This window comes from Saprospira grandis DSM 2844 (assembly GCF_000275825.1).
GTDB classification, from domain to species: Bacteria; Bacteroidota; Bacteroidia; order Chitinophagales; family Saprospiraceae; genus Saprospira; species Saprospira grandis_A.
In genome coordinates, this window is sequence record NZ_JH719942.1 from 293070 (window position 1) to 309253 (window position 16184).

The window sequence follows — 16184 nt, forward strand, 5'->3', positions numbered from 1 at the left end:
TAATCCGGACTCAACGGATCCACACTCAAAAACTTACCTATACTCGGATTGTACAACCGAAAGCCATAATCCTGTATGTTTTGCATCCCCCAATCTCGATCATCCTCCTTCCCATTAAACCCAAAACGATACTCCTCCCCACTCACAAACTTACGGCCTGGCATTTCCCAACCAAATGGGTAGTATAGGCTTGCAGAAGAAACCTGCGCCAGATAATAATCTGCCTGTCCAGTTTGGCTGCTGTCTTGACCCAAGGATTTATCACTGACCGTAGCCAGGACATTGCCTAGGTGGTTGGACAGCTCGTAGCGGCGGCGGCCCAGCTCTAGTTGCTGGTAGCTGCTTTGCGCCAAAGCCGTTTTGATTAATGTCCTAATAGGCAAATCAACGGTCCCCGACTCATCCCGATACCTTAAAGCTAAGGCTTTTTTCAAGATTCCCAAACGGGCCGAGCCCATATAAATGCAGCTCCTCTAAATACAGACTATCTATATCCTCAACCACCGCTATATCTTCTTCATTGAACTGATAAACCGCCAACACATTCACCTGCAGGTCACGGATATGAAACTGCCCCTCCGATCGGATATCCACAGGACCATCTACATACAATTTCTTCTTGGCCAAGCGGTTGCCCATGGGGTCGTACTCATACTTCAAGGCATCAGGACCCGCCTTGCCCGCCTCAAAACGAACCTCTTGCACCTTGCCTTGTACGTTCCAAACTATCTCCTCAATCTGCTCCGAGCTATCTCGAACCAAATTGCCGATTTCGTCATACACATAATTCTGTGAATACAAAGCTACGGCCCCATCTTGTCCCGGCTGACTAGTCAAATCGCCCACCGTTGCCGCCCCTACGCCATCCGTCACATACTGCAATTGGTTGTTATACAACTGCCCGATAGCTTGGCTAGAAACCTCTGGCAATTGTGCAGGATCAACATCATAAGTATAATGATAGCTTAAATCATCTATCTGATTCCCTCCGGCATAACGCGATAAACTCAAGATATTTCCATTCGCATCATAGCTATAACTACTCCCATAAGCCGTTGTATTAGACGCTACAGACCCATCTTTCCAATTCCCTCCAGGATAAACATAGTAATTCGAGGCCGAAACAATCCGATGCAACTGATCATACTGATACGCACTAGCATAACTACCTGAACCCATCCCCTCTCGAGCCAACTGTGGCAAGGCCGTCTGCATATAGGCGATATTGCCACACTGGAAACAAAATAGACAACGGTTAGTACATAGCAGATACTGCTAAACTAGCAAATTAAGTCCTAGCTATTTTAGAGAAGATTTCCTATCCAATACTTCATCTTCTATTTGGACATCTATTTTTCGCATTACCAACACTAAAAATATAATTATATTAATAAAAAACACAAAAGTAAAAGCAAAAACAATACTTATCAAACTAGATACATCGGATTCAAATTGCTCTTTTGTAACAACAACTTCATATCCCCCCGACATAATAAATTGTTTTACAGCAATTAGCTGGAAAAGATTATATATAGCTATTATCATCCCTAAAAGATTAACTGCTAATAACGCAAGCTTAATGTTCTGCATTACTTTCTTTTAAAATTAAAAACATCAATCGTATTTCTTTTCACTACAAAAACGTTACTTACCCTCATACTCTACTGTAACATCCTCAATATTCACACCAGTAGTTTTTTTATCTTTCTTCAAATACCCTAACAAGGCATTAGGCGTTTTTTGTTCTTTTATTTTTCTATTCAAATTTCTTTTATCGCTAAAATAGACAGTCCTCCCATATCCTGCAGATTCTGTAGTTGTAGAAGTCGCACTTTCTGGAATTCCCTTAGCTACACCTTCACATGTTTTAGTAGTACAATTATTAGAGTATAATTTGTACTTATCAACAGTTTTAGCATTCCCCTTATCTTTGTATTTGCCTTCAGTTGGGTTAGACCCAGACTTTAATTGATCTTCAAAATGATCTTTTATCTTACCAGAATTTGCACCTTCTACTTCAAAAACTTTTGCTCCATACTTGTTGACATATTTTTTATTAAACTCTTTTGCCTCTATACCTTCCTTTTTTATCAAAACACCTTCTCCAGATTTAGCAGTTACCCCTCCTGCTGAAGATGGATCATCCTTTCCTGAAGAGTCATCCAAATCTGCGTACCTACCATATGTGTATACCGTACCGTCGACTTCTAAATAAGTATGTCCCACAGTCCCGTCTATATAATTTCCACCAGCCACAATTATTAAAGTTCTGCCTTTTTGCTGATTTTGATACTTTTTACCTTCTTGAGATAATTCTCCTTCTAAACCTTCTACCTCAATTAAATAAATGGGGGAATTACTAGCAACTTGATATGGGGTCAACTCAGGATATTGAGCTGCAATAGGATCTACCGCAAAAAACCTTGCGACTCTAGCATCTTCTGTTCTGTATTTAAAGACAATTCCACCTCCATGTATATCAGGATCCTCCTCTTGCCCATTAAACCCAAAACGATACCCCTCCCCACTCACAAATTTACGGCCTGGCATTTCCCAACCGAATGGATAATACAAACTTGCAGAAGAAACCTGCGCCAGATAATAATCTGCCTGTCCAGTTTGGCTGCTGTCTTGGCCCAAAGATTTATCACTGACCGTAGCCAGTACGTTGCCTAAATGGTTGGACAGCTCGTAGCGGCGGCGGCTTAAAGCTCATTTTATTTCAAAGAACGAGGTCTAAAGGTAGTATTTTTTATCTTTTTTTGGGGCCTGTAGGATGGATATATATAAAACCCACAGCAACAAAAGAGGCCACACTAAACGCAATAAAATGGGCCGATGGTTTCAACCATCGGCCCATAACTAATTCTCAAATACTGATTTATAGCAAACAAGGGCTTTAGCCCGCCAGTTTGCATAGACTACAACCATAGGCTTCAGCCCATGGATCCCAAACCGCCCAACCGCCAAAGAAGAAAGCCCAAAGAAAAAAGACCGCTGAGCGGCCCAGCGCTGCGAAGGGGGGGCCGTAGGCCAGACCAAGGGCGAAACGAAGTGTAGCCCGCAGGGCCGAACAGACCTGTGAGCCCCGCAGCATAGCGGCGGCCAAGCGAGGCGAAGCCGAGCCGGCCGCGGGCCCCAAAATAACAACCCTCCCCCAAATAATTTTAAAAAAAATGAACCTCTCCTCAACTTTTCTACAAGATTGTTATTACAATTGATGTATATACATTAAATCAGTAACAGATGAAGCGAAAACAATTTTTAAAAGCATTGGCATTGGACAGGTTAGGGCTCTTTGCTGCCCCCAGGGTAGCCGCAGACATGCCAAGCACGGCTGGCTCGATACCTACCACAGTCCAATTATTATAAGCCCAAACGTTGGCGTTTGGCATACCCAAAAACTGGAACTCCAAGCCACAAAAGAAGCCAAAATCCTCCTCATGGAGGTCCCAATGCACTAATATATTCTACCTCCTTAAAAAATAACAAGATGTCTTTAGTCGAAAATCTGAAATGGCGCTATGCCACCAAAAAATTTGATGCCAGCAAAAAAATTGCTGCCGAAACCCTAGAAGAAATCAAAACAGCCATCCAGCTGTCTGCCTCTTCTTATGGCCTACAGTTGTACAAAATTATTGATGTCCAAGATCCCGAACTACGCAAAAAACTCCAAGCCGCAGCCTGGGGCCAAAGCCAAATCGTAGACGCTTCTCAGCTCTTCGTTTTCACCACGCCCACTACAGTTACCGCCGAACATATCGAGGAGTTTGTCCAACTTACTGCCGATACTCGCGGCCTCGATCCCGCTGTACTAAACGATTATAGCGACTTTATGAAGGGCGCGCTCTTGAAGCAAACCGAAGAAGGCGCCAAAAACTGGATGGCCAAGCAAACCTATATTGCCCTGGGCAATCTGCTGGCCGCCGCTGCCGAACTCAAGGTGGATGCCTGCCCCATGGAAGGCTTCGATGCCGCCCAATTTGATGAGATTTTGGGCCTAGAGGGCTGGACCACTTCTGTGATCGCGACCCTCGGCTACCGCCACGAAGAAGACGGTATGCAACATGCCGCTAAGGTGCGTAAAGCCAAATCTGTCCTCTTCGAGACCAAATAAGGATAGTTTGATTTTTGTGAATAGTCTGTGGGCTGGCCATTTTTGGTCAGCCCTTTTTTTTATCTTGAGCTTTATTATTTGGGGCCCGCGGCCAGCAAAGCTGGCCGCCGCTATGCTACACGGCTCGCAAGTCTGCTCGGCCCTTCAGCCCTTCGGGCTTCGGTCTGGCCTGCGGCCACCGCTGCGCAGCGCTGGGCCAATTCCATCCCTGCTCTTAATCTCTCGCCAAAATGCAAATACCCTTTAATAAGCCCTACCTCACAGGCAAAGAAGCCCACTATCTCTATCAAGCGGTCCAATCGGGCCAATTATCTGGAAATGGCCAATTTACTAAGGCCTGCCAAAGCTTTTTTGAAAGCCGCTATGGCTTCCACAAATGCCTGCTGACCACCTCCTGCACCGATGCCCTCGAAATGTCCGCCCTACTCCTCAACATCCAGCCCGGCGATGAGGTCATTATGCCCTCCTATACCTTTGTGTCTACCGCCAACGCCTTTGTGCTCCGTGGGGCCATTATCCGCTTTGTCGATTCTCAAGCCCAACACCCCAACCTCGATCCCCAAGCCATTTTGCCCCTGATTAATGAAAAGACCAAAGCTTTGGTGCTGGTCCATTATGCCGGTATGGCCTGCCCCATGCAAGAAATTATGGCCCTCTGCCAAAAGCACCAAATTGCCCTAGTGGAAGATGCCGCCCAAGCCATTGATGGCTATTATCAAGGGCAGCCCCTCGGTAGTTTTGGCCAATTGGCCTGCTTCTCTTTTCATGAAACCAAAAATATTATTGCTGGAGAAGGCGGCCTGCTGGCCATCAACGACCCAAAACTGGCCCAAAGAGCCGAAATCATCTGGGAAAAAGGCACCAACCGAGCCGCCTTTTTTCGGGGAGAGGTCGATAAATATGGCTGGGTGGACCTGGGCTCTTCTTTTTTGCCCTCCGAAACCGTAGCGGCCTTCCTCTTTGCCCAATTGGAAGAGCTCGAGCAGATCCAAAATGCCCGCAAAAAACGCTGGAACCGCTACTTTGAAGCCCTACTCCCCCTGGCCCAAAAAGGCCTAATCGAACTGCCTAATATTCCAGAACACAGCAGCAATAATGCCCACCTTTTTTATCTCATTTGTAGCAGCCTAGACGAAAGAACGGCCCTGATACAAGCGCTCAGAGCCGTTGGCGTTCATGCTGTTTTTCATTATCTCCCCCTACATGCTAGTCCGTTTTATGGACCAAAACACGATGGCCGCAAACTACCGCAGGCCCAGCGCTATGCCGACCGCCTGCTACGGCTCCCCCTCTTTTTTGAGCTCCAAGCCCAAGAACAGCAATTTATTATCGATCAGATTTTCCAGTTCTTTAAGCTGGATCGTACTTAAATTTGGGCAAATAGTTAAAGACTTCCTCTAAACAGGCTGCGGTCAATTCTGCATCCTCTAGGGCGTTGTGCATATCGCCTTCTCTTTGCAAACCAAAATACTCGGATAGGGCGCCTAGGCTAAGGCCCTTAGAAGTAGGCTGTCCGTTTTCTCTAAGCAAACGGAACAAGAAATAAGCCTGCTGATATAAATCAATGGTTTTGAAGGAGAAGGGATAAGGCTGCTTGAGGTCCATATAGGCAAAACGCAAAAAGTTGATATCGTAATGCACACTTTGCCCGCAGACCACTAGGCGCTTGAGTGCCCCCGGTTTTTGATTTTCCTTCCATTTTTTGTGGCCCAAAACAGTAGTTACGGCCCAGTTTTCAAAAGCTTCTATGGCCTCGTGTAGCATAGGGGCCTCCTCTAGAATGTCTAGGGTTAGGCCATGTACTTCTAAGGCGGGTAGCGAAAAGCTCTCCTCATTTTCGGGATAGACATTGGTTAAAAAGGTACTTTTTTTCTCCCAATTTTCATCATAAATGGCGGCCCCAATTTGTACAATCTCATGCCAGCCAGGCTCGGTGCCCGTCATTTCCAAATCAAATACTAGATAGTTCATCTTTGTTTTTTTTATGAGTGCTAAAGCTATTAAAAAACTGGCAATAGGGCCAAGAAAAGGCCAACTTTTGTTGCCCAAGCGGGCCGAAGCCGCCCCTCTAAGCCAAAGAAAAAAGGAGGAGCGGATGAGCGATGCGGAGCGGGTGGCCGCAGGCCAGACCAAAGCCGCCAAAGGCGGCTGCAGGGCCGAGCAGACCTGCGAGCCCCGCAGCGTAGCGACCCGCCCGCAGGGCGGGGCAGCCCCAAAAAATAAAATCTTAAAGGGCCTCTAATTTAGCGGCCAATTCTTCTTGACTAAGGTCCTCAAAAGACTGCTGCATGCGGTTCATTTCCTTTACCTCAGCGCTGAGCTCCATAAACTGTATGCGGTCGCCCAATTGCTTGATACCGATCAATTTGGCAAAATAACTTTTGGGCACATTTCTGAAGCTTGCCTGATTATCGGCCCGCAGAATTCCGTTGATATTTTTAAAGACCAAAAAGTACTGCGTATTGCTAGAGGCCTGGGCCACAGTCAGATTCATTATGCCGCTCTTAGCGTTCAAAAAGCGATCGCAATTGATCCAGCCGAGGCCAGAAACCTTCATTTGGCTCAACATTTTTTTGCGCGCTTCCTCTTTTTCCAATAGGCCATAGCGCTCTTTTTTGGCCAAAACTTCGGCGGCTAGGCTATCTATTCGGGGGCAGAGTTGAGCAACCCTTTGCTGTTCCTTTTCGGCGGCCTGACTATACAGTATGTAATCGCTATAGGTCTCATTTCGCAAATTGTATATATCCTTCTGTTTTTTCTTCTGTAGCTGTTGTTTCAGCTTGAAGTATTGTTTCTGTCCGCGGGGGCTAAAGCCATCAGCCTCCTCCTTGAGGAGCTGGGCCAGTTTAATTTTTAGGGCCTCTAGCGCTTCATCTTTTGTCCAGATCAGAAGGGGCTGCGCCTCTCCTTTTGCAATATTTTTGGCCCAATTCTTCTCTTCCTTCTCATAGTATTTATTCAAAAAGCCAATATAGCCAAGCATAGATTTTTCGTAGATATCGCCTGGCAACTGAGGGAGAAGTTCATTGGTAGCGGCAATTTCTGGGGTAAAATCGCCTGCTTTATCGGCCTGATAGACCGGTAGAACCTCCTGAAAGCCTCCCAAAGTAGCGCTATATCGACCATAATCATATATATCAAAAACCGCATACAAATGCTTTTTATGCATAGCCATAAGGAGGGCCAATCGCTCATGGCTGAAGGCCTCTAAATAAGCCAAAAGTTCCTTAGCCTCCTGATGCTCCTTGTCTAAAAATTCCTGGTAAACTTTCTGGGCGGCCTCATAGCTGCTGCGGGCCTCATCGTAGCGGCTGCTATCCTTTTGATAGGCTCTATATTTTTTTTTCCAGCTGCGCTTTTTATTATTGTACTGCTTGAGGAGCTTGATCTTCTTTTTTCTGATTCGGTACTGATAGCTCTTTTCGGTTTCTCCTGCTTTTTGGGCTATTTTTTTGGCCAGATAATCCTCAAATTCCATAAAGCTCCGCTCCCCCTTAAAGCGAGGCGAAGGCTGCTTGAACGGCTTTAAAGGTTTACGGTTAAACAAACTCAAGATTGGCTCATTGAGCAAATACAAAAGCTTTTTTTGGGCCAGAAAATAGTCACTATCTAGGGGGGCTATTCGGCTCTGTTTTTCCAGCTCTTCATTTCCAATCCGCTGGCTGCCCGTGGCCTGCCAGTTGATATCGTTGTGGGGGTTGGTGGTATTCGGGCCCTGAAAAATTTGCATACCGGGTAGTGCTGCGGCGGCGCCCGGAAAACCAACGGTCAAGTCTTTGCCCTCGGCCAGACTCAATTCTTCGCCATTTTCGCCCTTGGCGGCCAAATAAATCATGCCGCCAGTTTCAATCAGCTCTCCATTGGAGCTGGTGCTCAGGTTTTGCAAAATCATGTCTTTCATGCTTAGGGCCTCTTGCAACACTAGACTGACCTGTCCCTGATAAGGTTGGCCATCTGGCCCAAGAAAACTATTTTCTGGAATGTCAATTTGGATCCCCTCCTTGCCCTCAATAAACTTTCCTTTTTGGGCCGAAAAGCTAAAGAACTGCTGCGCTTCTTTGCGCTGCTTGCTATAAAAAGAGGTCCAGACATCATTATTTTTGACCTCCTCAAATTCTTCTGCATTATAAAAATAGAGGTCGATGCGGCGCAACTGCTGCCGAGCTTCGGCTGCCGGCAAGCGAGCATCCAGCGGCTGCCGTTCATAGGGCAATTGCTCAAATTGTAGTTGCTCGAAGCCCTGTTTTTGTACAAACTGAATAATAGTTTTTGCTCGATTCTCGGCCAAAACCTCATTGTCAATATCGCTTCCCAAATCATCGGTAAAGGGCTGAATTTTCAGCACCGATAAGGGGCGAGCCTGCAATATTTTGCTCAAATCGGCCTCTTGCTTTGGGGTCAAGCTATAGGCATTGGGAGCATAAAAAAGCTGGTATTTGTCCTGCGCAAAAAGCAAAACAGGCAAAAAGAAAAACAAACTGAAACTGAGTAGATAGGGCATAGGCTCACTGTTTTAGCTATAAGATGATGTTTCTATAAGATATAGTGGGTGGAGCTGCGATTTGTTACAGTTTTTTTTGGGAGGCAGCCCCAAAAAAAGCCATCCCTAGGGATGGCTAAAACTTTAGAGGGCATCTAGTTTGGCGGCCAATTCTTTTTCGCTCACTTTTTGGAAAGGGAAATATTTTTCGTCTAATTCAAGCACTTTATCCTCTGCCTCCATAAATTCTATTTGGTCGCCAAACTGCTTAATGCCAATCAGTTTGGCCTGATAATTCTTAGGCACATTTTTAAAGGTAGCCCGACTATTGGCCCGCATAATTCCGTTGATATTTTTAAAAATCAGGAAGTATTGTGCATGCCGAGAGGCCGAGGCCAAGATCAAATTCATTTTTGCGCCATTTTCATTTAAAAAGCGATCGCAGTTGATCCAGCCGAGGCCCGTAATTTTCATCCGGCTTATTGTCTTTTTTCGTTGCTCTTCCTTCTTATTTATGCCATAGCGTTCTTTTTTGGCCAAAACTTCGGCGGCTAGGCTATCTACATTTTTGCAGCCTTTATTGGCCTTCTGTTGCTCGGCTTCGATTTTCTGCATATTTAGAAGGCAGTTGCTATAGGCTTCTGTCTTCCATTGTTTATAGCTGACATACTCCTTTTTGGCCCAAAACATTTTTTTGATTTCCGCATATTTTTTCTGGCCTAAGGGCGTAAATCCGCCTCGTTCATCCTTAAGTAAATTGGCTAATTTTAGGCGAATTTCTTCTTGCGCTATATCCTTGGGCCAGTCCCAGTATTCCTGTTCTTTTTCATCTTTCAACTGCTTGGCCCAGTTATTTTTTTGCTGCCCTAGTTGTTTTTCAAACAAGCCAAGTGCACGATTAAAAGCCTCTTCATAGGCGTCAATTTGCTCAAAACTGAATTGGGGATAGAGTTCTCGGGCCTTCTCTATTTCTAATTCAAAATCGCCATCGCCTCTAAACTGATACATCGGCAGTAACTCCATAAAACCACCTACAGTGCTTCCTGCCTGATTATATCTTTTTGGGTTGTAGCTCCTTCGTATTTCTTGGTTACAACTATCTAGCAGCTCATGTAAATGCTCATGGCTAAGGGCCTCTATATATGCTAAAAATTCTTGGGCTTCTTTATACTCTCTATCTAAGAACTCATTATAGGCCTTTTGCTCTTTTTCGTATCGGCTACGAGCTCTGGCGTAGCGACTGCTATCCTTTTGATAGGCTCTATATTTATTTCGCCAGCTGCGCTTTTTATTATTGTACTTCTTGCGCAGCTTGATCTTCTTTTTTCGGATTCGACGCTGGTAGCTCTCTTCGGTCTCTCCTGATTTTTGTGGATATTTTTGGGCCAGGTACTCCTCAAAGGCGATAAACGTCCGCTCTACTTTTAGTCGAGGACTCCTTAGCTTAAAGGATTTTGGGACTTCTTTTTTCGTCTTCGCCAAAAAGGGCTCTTTGAGCAAGTACAGCAATTCTTCCTTATAGTCAAAATAAGCCTTGCTAAAGCTCATTGTGCTATCCAGTTTTTCCTCTACAAAAAGCTCCAAAGGGTTGCCTACGGGCTGCCAATTGATCTCGGCATGCGGATCGGCAGCATTCGGGCCCTGAAAAATTTGCATACCGGGTAGTGCTGCGGCGGCGCCGGGAAAACCAACGGTCAAGTCTTTGCCCTCGGCCAGACTCAATTCTTCGCCATTTTCGCCCTTGGCGGCCAAATAAATCATGCCGCCAGTTTCAATCAGCTCTCCATTGGAGCTGGTGCTCAGGTTTTGCAAAATCATATCTTTCATGCTTAGGGCCTCTTGCAAAACTAAACTGACCTGCCCCTGATAAGGGCGGCCATCTGGCCCAAGAAAACTATTTTCTGGAATGTCAATTTGGATCCCCTCCTTGCCCTCAATAAACTTTCCTTTTTGGGCCGAAAAGCTAAAGAACTGCTGCGCTTCTTTGCGCTGCTTGCTATAAAAAGAGGTCCAGACATCATTATTTTTGACCTCCTCAAATTCCTCTGCATTATAAAAGTAGAGGTCGATGCGGCGCAACTGCTGCCGAGCTTCGGCTGCCGGCAAGCGAGCATCCAGCGGCTGCCGTTCATAGGGCAATTGCTCAAATTGGAGTTGCTCGAAGCCCTGTTTTTGTACAAACTGAATAATAGTTTTTGCTCGATTCTCGGCCAAAACCTCATTGTCAATATCGCTTCCCAAATCATCGGTAAAGGGCTGGATTTTCAGCACCGACAAGGGGCGAGCCTGCAATATTTTGCTCAAATCGGCCTCTTGCTTTGGGGTCAAGCTATAGGCATTGGGAGCATAAAAAAGCTGGTATTTGTCCTGCGCAAAAAGCAAAACAGGCAAAAAGAAAAACAAACTGAGGGAAAATAAATTTCGCATAGCTTAGCGTTTAGGGGGGGTAAATTATTCTATACTTTATTATAAGGATAAAAATGTTAATTGTTACAATTCTTCTTTTTTGGGGCTGCCCCTGCGGCCTTCGGACTTGGGTCGGGCCATTGCGCAGCTCGCTGCTCGCTCGGCCCTGCAGCGGCTGCGCCGCTTTGGTCTGCCGCCTTCGGCGGCCCTGCTACAGCCCCTCAGCCGAGGCGCTGCGCGCCTTTGCGGCGGCTTCGCCGCCTGCTAACTGCAAAACAGCCCATTAAAGTCTGCATACTCTATTTAACAAGAAATTTTTATCAAAGGATGCCCAAAGCGCAGAACTTCCATTCGGCCTAGGGGCCTGAAAGGGGGCCGCGAAGCGGCAGACCAAGGGCGAAGCCCGCAGGGCCGAGCAGACCTGCGAGCCCTGCAAGGGCCCGGCCGCCGAAGGCGGCAGGCCCCAAAAAAATAATAAAAAAAGCCATGCAGCATATTGGCTACATGGCGCTACAACTACCCAATAAGGGACTAAAAAACTACTTTAGGCTTGGCCCAAAACAGCCTCCTTAATTTCCTCTACCACAGAGGGATCTAGCAAAGTAGATATATCTCCAAGGTTGCTTACATCTCCGCTAGCAATTTTGCGCAGAATACGGCGCATAATTTTTCCCGATCGAGTTTTTGGAAGGCCCGACACCACCTGAATGCGGTCAGGTTTGGCAATAGGACCAATTTCCGTGTTAATCAACTCCTTCAGCTCGGCCTCTAAAGCCTCTTGACTGCATGCTTCCTGAACAATCACAAAGGCAAAAATACCCTGGCCCTTAATTTCATGCGGATAACCCACTACGGCAGACTCCACCACAATATCATGCTCATTGATCACATTTTCAAGCTCAGCTGTACCCAAACGGTGGCCCGAAACATTGATCACATCATCTACCCGGCCAATAATCCGATAATTGCCATCGGCATCGCGCTTGGCGCCATCTCCCGTAAAATATTTGTCCTTAAACATCGAGAAATAGACCTGTTTGCAGCGATCATGATCGCCATAAGTGGTGCGCAACATAGAGGGCCAAGGAAACTTAACCGCCAACAAGCCCTCTACATTGTTTTCTGCCAATTCATTGCCCTCTGCATCCAGCAAACAAGGCTGTATTCCAGGCAATGGAAGAGTAGCATAAGTGGGCTTGAGCGCAGTAATATTGGGCAAAGGAGAAATCATAATCCCCCCTGTTTCCGTTTGCCACCAAGTATCTACAATCGGGCATTGGTTCTTGCCAATATACTTGTTGTACCACTGCCAAGCCTCTTCATTGATGGGCTCGCCAACAGAACCCAAAACCTTGAGCGAGTTCAAACGGTAAGGCGCTACATATTCTAACCCCTTAGCCATCAAAGCACGAATAGCCGTGGGAGCTGTGTAGAATTGATTCACCTGATATTTATCACAAATGGCCCAAAAACGACCCGCATCAGGCCAAGTAGGTACGCCCTCAAACATAACGGTAGTCGCCCCAGCCAACAAAGGCCCATAAACAATATAAGTGTGGCCCGTAATCCATCCGATATCTGCCGTACACCAATAAATGTCATTCTGCTGATACTGAAATACATTCACAAAGCTATAATAGGCATACACCATATACCCCGCAGTAGTGTGCACCACCCCTTTGGGCTTACCCGTAGAGCCCGAAGTATAGAGAATGAAGAGCATATCTTCTGCAGTCATCGTCTCGGCGGGACAGTCGGTGCTCGCAGCATCCATAGCCTCTCCCAACCAAACATCTCGGCCCTCCTGCATATGGCAAAACTTGTCGCTGCGCTTAGCCACCAAAACAGTTTCTACGCAAGGGCAATGACTCAAAGCCTCATCAGCAATATCTTTCAATGGAATCACTTTGGCCCCACGCAAAGAACCATCGGCAGTAAGCACTACCTTGGCCTGCGCATCGTTGATTCGATCAGCTAAAGCATTGGCCGAAAAACCAGCAAAAACGACCGAGTGAATGGCCCCAATACGAGCACAAGCCAAGGTCGCAATAGCCAATTCTGGAATCATCGGCATGTACAAGCAAACTCGGTCGCCCTTCACTACGCCATAAGATTTGAGCACATTGGCCATCTGGCAAACCTTGGCATGCAACTCCCTATAAGTCAAGCGAATTTCAGGCGTTTTGGGTCCGTTGGGCTCCCAAATAATAGCCGTCTGATCCCCTCTTTCAGCCAAATGACGGTCTAGGCAGTTTTCCGTAATATTCAATTCGGCGCCCTCAAACCATTTGATATCAGGGCCCTCAAAATTCCAAGAAAGGACATTATCCCATTTCTTTTTCCATGAAAAACTTTCGGCCACATTGGCCCAAAAATCCTCCGGATTAGCTACGCTTTCTGCATATACTTTTTCGTATTCTTCCCAGCTCTTAATTTGATGTTCCATATTAGAAACTATTTTGTCAGGTATGTGAAATTTATATTTTTTTGGGGCTGCCCCTCCCTATGGTCGGGTCGGGCTGTGTCGTGGCTCGCTGCTCGCTCGGCCCTGCGCGGGCTTTGCCCGCTAGGTCTGGCCCTTTGGGCCACCACTATCCATCCCTCAGCCGCTTCGCTTCGCTCGCTTGCGGCGGCTTTGCCGCCTGTAGGTCGCAGCAGCTAGCTAATCTTCTAGCATTTCTGCAATCAGCTCAACCAGCGCTTGGTTATCAAAGGGTTTGGCCAAATAGGCATCGCCACCATGAGCATAGCCCGCTAGTCGGTCTTGTTCTTGGCCCTTGGCGGTAAGGAAAAGGATAACGGTATCGGGCGACAGTCCCTGCGCTCGCATTTCCTTGGCCATTTCTAGTCCGTCCATAATAGGCATCATGACATCTAAGATGATGAGTTGGGGACCAAAATCGGCCACTTTGGCTAGACCTTCTTGGCCATTGGCGGCAGTAGCTACCGTATAGCCTTGGTCCTGCATCAGAAACTCTAAGGCTAGGCGGATGCTGCTCTCATCATCGACAATTAAGATTTTAGCGTTCATTTTTTTGTTGTTAGCGGTATAGAGAAATAAAAGGTAGAGCCAAAATTGGGCTGGCTACTCAGCCAGATATGGCCTCGGTGCTGCTCAATAATCTGCTTACAGATGGCTAGGCCTAGGCCGCTGCCCTTGGGCTTGTCGCGGCTGGGCAGTTGCCCTTGTTTAAACTGCTCAAAAATAGATTGGTGCAGTTCGTTGGGAATCCCAATGCCATTATCAGAGACCGAAAAGATGAGTTCTTTCCCATTTTTTTCGGCATCAATTTGTATGCGCAAAGGCCGGCCAGCCTGCTTAAACTTAATGGCATTAGAGATGAGGTTGATCAGGACCTGTTTTAATCGGTCATAATCAGCCTCAATGATATAGTTGGGCCGAAGGCTTTGGAGTTTATTTTCTAAGGTCACCCCATTTTGCTGCATAGACTCTTCCAAGATCAGTAAAACGTCGGCCAGTAGTTCTTGGACCAAAAAGCGGGAGTAGCTAAAGCTCATTTTGCGTTGCTCTAAGCGCTGAAAATCCAAAACCTCGTCAATTAGGCGGCCCAGCCGCTGACTTTCCTTAAAGATAACGGCCAGAAACTGCGCCTGCCGTTCGGCGGGCAAGCTATCTTTCCGCTCTTTCAAGATCTGACTCAGGGACTTGATAGAGGTAAGCGGGGTCCGCAATTCATGCGTTACCGTACTCACAAAATCATCTTTCATCTGGGCCAATTCTTTGAGCTGTTCATTCGCTTGTTGGAGTTCGGCTTGGGTGCGCTGCAAAATGGCCGATTTGCTTTCGATCTCTCGGGTATAGCGCAAAAGGGCCTCGGTTTCCTGCAACATCTTAAAGAGCTGCTTTTGGCCAATAGGCTTTTGCTTAACCATACTGGCAAAGATGGCCCGAGCAGAAGCCGTGCCTAGCACGCCCCCCAAGGTATTTTCGGCTGCCTGAATAAACTGATTATTGGCTAAGCTCATTGGCTGATAGGCTTTTCCTTTTTCTTCAAAGAACTGTTTGGCCCACTCTAGGGCCTGTTCACTCATAAAGCGGCTCAAAAGGGCCACAATATCGTGGTTGAGAATTTGGCTATGGTCATCTTCTTCGGGCTCGGCAAAAGGCGAATGGTCCTCATCATCAATAAAAAGGGCCGCCTGCGTCAGCTCCAAAGCAGAAGGTTTGCTTCTGAGCGAAACGCCCACATAAAAAATGAGGTTCGTCAGCAAGCTCCAAAAAGCAGCTCTAGGCACCGGATGTTGTTCGCTATCGGCTAGCAAGGCGGCCCAATCGGGCCAAAGTGCTGGCAGCGGAAGCATAGCCCCCCAAACGATAAAGCCGGCTAAAATACCCGCCTTGGCCCCGGCTTTTGTGGCCGACCGCCAAAAGAGCCCCCCCAACATAGCTGGCGCCAACTGCGCAATACCCACAAAAGAAACCCAACCCGTATCGACCAAAGGCGTAGAATTGGCAATAATCTTAAAATAGATATAGGCCCAAAGAATGGTAAAAGCCACGGCTGCCCGTCGAGCAAAGACAATACTGCTGCTCAGCTGCTGCGCCTTATTCAAATCAATGGCTTTGGTCCTAATCAATATAGGAATCAGCAAATTGCTAGTGACCATAGTAGAGAGGGCCAAAGTGGCAATGAGTTTGTTTAAAAATTTCGTTTTAGGAAAATAAGTATAAAGGCTAAATAGTGTAGACTCGCCCAGTTGTCGGCTTTTCTTTCAAAACGAATGAGTAAAATTTTGAATGCGTCAATCCATGCGTTAGTTCGCTCAACAGAAAAGCGTTCTTTGTAAAGTTCCTCATCTATAATATCTTGATAATAAGCTTTTTTTCTATTTCTTTTGTTGTGGTCAATATTAGGGATAATGCCCATTTTTTGGCAGTTTTCTCTAAGTTTTTTGCTATCAAACCCTGCATCAGCATTCATAAATAAACCATCAGGAGAGATGTCTGAAAGCTGCAGATCGGCAAGCATTTTTTGGAAATGACTCTCGATTTCAAACAAATCATTATGGTTTCCCGCAAAAGGCGGAGACATAGCGATTGGCAGCCCATTTTTATCTGTGAGAAAGAGAGCATTTGTGGTTTTGGACTTTTTTCGGCCCTGATAACCCACAGCTTCGCCCCCTCTTTTCGCTGGGGTATGACTTCCGTCAAGCTGTATA

The 16184-nt window shown here is 46.4% G+C and carries 13 protein-coding genes; 2 read left to right on the forward strand and 11 right to left on the reverse strand.

The window, feature by feature from the left end:
- The 4 genes from SAPGRDRAFT_RS22790 to SAPGRDRAFT_RS01545 form a co-directional block, all read right to left on the reverse strand.
- A partial coding sequence (locus tag SAPGRDRAFT_RS22790; RefSeq protein WP_156001801.1) for an RHS repeat-associated core domain-containing protein occupies positions 1-443 on the reverse strand: 443 nt, incomplete at its 3' end.
- Positions 400-1215: a hypothetical protein gene (locus SAPGRDRAFT_RS01535; protein WP_002656620.1), complete on the reverse strand. Its 816-nt coding sequence runs from the start codon at positions 1213-1215 to the stop codon at positions 400-402. The genes SAPGRDRAFT_RS22790 and SAPGRDRAFT_RS01535, both read right to left, overlap by 44 nt.
- A gap of 84 nt (positions 1216-1299) precedes the next feature.
- Positions 1300-1590 carry a hypothetical protein gene (locus SAPGRDRAFT_RS01540; RefSeq protein ID WP_002656622.1) on the reverse strand — a complete coding sequence of 97 codons (291 nt, stop codon included), beginning with the start codon at positions 1588-1590 and terminating at the stop codon, positions 1300-1302.
- Between the two features lie 54 nt (positions 1591-1644).
- Positions 1645-2640 (reverse strand): hypothetical protein, encoded by a 996-nt coding sequence (locus SAPGRDRAFT_RS01545; protein WP_002656624.1) that lies wholly within the window; start codon positions 2638-2640, stop codon positions 1645-1647.
- A gap of 853 nt (positions 2641-3493) precedes the next feature.
- Between SAPGRDRAFT_RS01545 and SAPGRDRAFT_RS01560 the strand changes: the two genes are divergently transcribed.
- Together SAPGRDRAFT_RS01560 and rffA are read left to right on the forward strand one after the other, a co-directional pair.
- Entirely contained in the window at positions 3494-4117 is a 624-nt protein-coding gene (locus SAPGRDRAFT_RS01560) for an NAD(P)H-dependent oxidoreductase (protein ID WP_002656626.1), read from the forward strand.
- Positions 4118-4347: 230 nt separating this feature from the next.
- Entirely contained in the window at positions 4348-5487 is a 1140-nt protein-coding gene (gene rffA, locus SAPGRDRAFT_RS01570) for a dTDP-4-amino-4,6-dideoxygalactose transaminase (protein ID WP_002656628.1), read from the forward strand.
- Here rffA and SAPGRDRAFT_RS01575 read toward each other — a convergent pair.
- The 7 genes from SAPGRDRAFT_RS01575 to SAPGRDRAFT_RS01610 form a co-directional block, all read right to left on the reverse strand.
- Complete coding sequence (locus SAPGRDRAFT_RS01575) at positions 5468-6088, reverse strand: 3'-5' exonuclease (RefSeq protein ID WP_002656629.1); 621 nt, start codon at positions 6086-6088, stop codon at positions 5468-5470. The genes rffA and SAPGRDRAFT_RS01575 overlap by 20 nt on opposite strands.
- A gap of 256 nt (positions 6089-6344) precedes the next feature.
- Positions 6345-8618, reverse strand: a complete 2274-nt coding sequence (locus tag SAPGRDRAFT_RS01585; protein WP_002656633.1) for an OmpA family protein — start codon at positions 8616-8618, stop codon at positions 6345-6347.
- 123 nt (positions 8619-8741) lie between these two features.
- The gene (locus SAPGRDRAFT_RS01590; protein ID WP_002656635.1) at positions 8742-11024 is read right to left on the reverse strand and encodes an OmpA family protein; all 2283 of its coding nucleotides are present in this window, start codon (positions 11022-11024) and stop codon (positions 8742-8744) included.
- A gap of 523 nt (positions 11025-11547) precedes the next feature.
- Positions 11548-13449, reverse strand: coding sequence for an acetate--CoA ligase (gene acs, locus SAPGRDRAFT_RS01595; RefSeq protein ID WP_002656637.1), 1902 nt, complete (start codon positions 13447-13449; stop codon positions 11548-11550).
- 216 nt (positions 13450-13665) lie between these two features.
- Complete coding sequence (locus SAPGRDRAFT_RS01600) at positions 13666-14034, reverse strand: response regulator transcription factor (RefSeq protein ID WP_002656639.1); 369 nt, start codon at positions 14032-14034, stop codon at positions 13666-13668.
- The gene (locus SAPGRDRAFT_RS01605) at positions 14031-15647 is read right to left on the reverse strand and encodes a sensor histidine kinase (protein ID WP_037349692.1); all 1617 of its coding nucleotides are present in this window, start codon (positions 15645-15647) and stop codon (positions 14031-14033) included. Before SAPGRDRAFT_RS01605 ends, SAPGRDRAFT_RS01600 begins: the two co-directional genes overlap by 4 nt.
- 17 nt (positions 15648-15664) lie before the next feature.
- Positions 15665-16184, reverse strand: a 520-nt coding sequence (locus SAPGRDRAFT_RS01610) for a transposase (RefSeq protein WP_002656640.1), incomplete at its 5' end; no start/stop codon positions are given.

Excerpts from the sequence above, each read along its gene's own strand:
- SAPGRDRAFT_RS01535 (WP_002656620.1), bottom strand. The coding sequence starts at position 1,215 with ATGCAGACGGCCTTGCCACAGTTGGCTCGAGAGGGGATGGGTTCAGGT.
- SAPGRDRAFT_RS01540 (WP_002656622.1), bottom strand. The coding sequence starts at position 1,590 with ATGCAGAACATTAAGCTTGCGTTATTAGCAGTTAATCTTTTAGGGATG.
- SAPGRDRAFT_RS01560 (WP_002656626.1), top strand. The coding sequence starts at position 3,494 with ATGTCTTTAGTCGAAAATCTGAAATGGCGCTATGCCACCAAAAAATTT.
- rffA (WP_002656628.1), top strand. The coding sequence starts at position 4,348 with ATGCAAATACCCTTTAATAAGCCCTACCTCACAGGCAAAGAAGCCCAC.
- SAPGRDRAFT_RS01575 (WP_002656629.1), bottom strand. The coding sequence starts at position 6,088 with ATGAACTATCTAGTATTTGATTTGGAAATGACGGGCACCGAGCCTGGC.
- SAPGRDRAFT_RS01585 (WP_002656633.1), bottom strand. The coding sequence starts at position 8,618 with ATGCCCTATCTACTCAGTTTCAGTTTGTTTTTCTTTTTGCCTGTTTTG.
- SAPGRDRAFT_RS01590 (WP_002656635.1), bottom strand. The coding sequence starts at position 11,024 with ATGCGAAATTTATTTTCCCTCAGTTTGTTTTTCTTTTTGCCTGTTTTG.
- acs (WP_002656637.1), bottom strand. The coding sequence starts at position 13,449 with ATGGAACATCAAATTAAGAGCTGGGAAGAATACGAAAAAGTATATGCA.
- SAPGRDRAFT_RS01600 (WP_002656639.1), bottom strand. The coding sequence starts at position 14,034 with ATGAACGCTAAAATCTTAATTGTCGATGATGAGAGCAGCATCCGCCTA.